We start from the raw sequence: 582 nt of genomic DNA, 5'->3' as shown, positions 1-582 counted from the left end.
GTGGCTTTTATTGGCTCACCTTTAGTGGCTGCCGTACCAGTGGTTGCAGCGGTGATTGCGATTACGATGGGGCTGATTGCGCGCAAACGCATTGATGCCATTGCCGCAGAAGGTGCGACGGCTTCTTATTATAAAACAGGTCTGCTAGTCGAGGCGGTAGAAGGTGTTGAGACCATAAAGGCGGGGGCGGGCAGTTGGAAGTTTCTCTCGCGTTGGCTTGATGTGATGGACGTTACCATCAAAAATGACTTGGACATGAAGCATGCCAATGACAATCTCACGTATTTCACGCAGATGCTGCAGCAGGTCAGTTATGTCGGTATCGTGATTGTTGGCTCATTTGTCGTCATGCAAGGTGATATGACAATGGGTGGACTGATTGCCTGCTCGATATTGGGTGGTAGGGTACTGGCGCCCGTTATGTCGATACCAAATCTACTGGTGCAATACGCTCATGCCAAAGCCGCCAAATTAAACATTGAGAGTCTGTTTGCACTAGAGCAAGACAACCAAGGCGTAGCTTACCCATTGTCACCCACACATATTAAAGGTGGCTATCAGTGTGACGGTCTGGTATTTAAC

General features: G+C 49.1%; 1 protein-coding gene. It reads left to right on the top strand.

Annotated features, from left to right (window positions below; genetic code table 11):
* On the top strand, nt 1-582 hold a 582-nt coding region (locus ACS8FC_RS19395; protein WP_439297991.1), incomplete at both ends, for an ABC transporter transmembrane domain-containing protein.

It is taken from the genome of Psychrobacter sp. 1Y4 (assembly GCF_051847555.1).
Note: the sequence above shows the minus strand (reverse complement) of the source record. Positions and strands in the feature narration are given on the sequence as shown.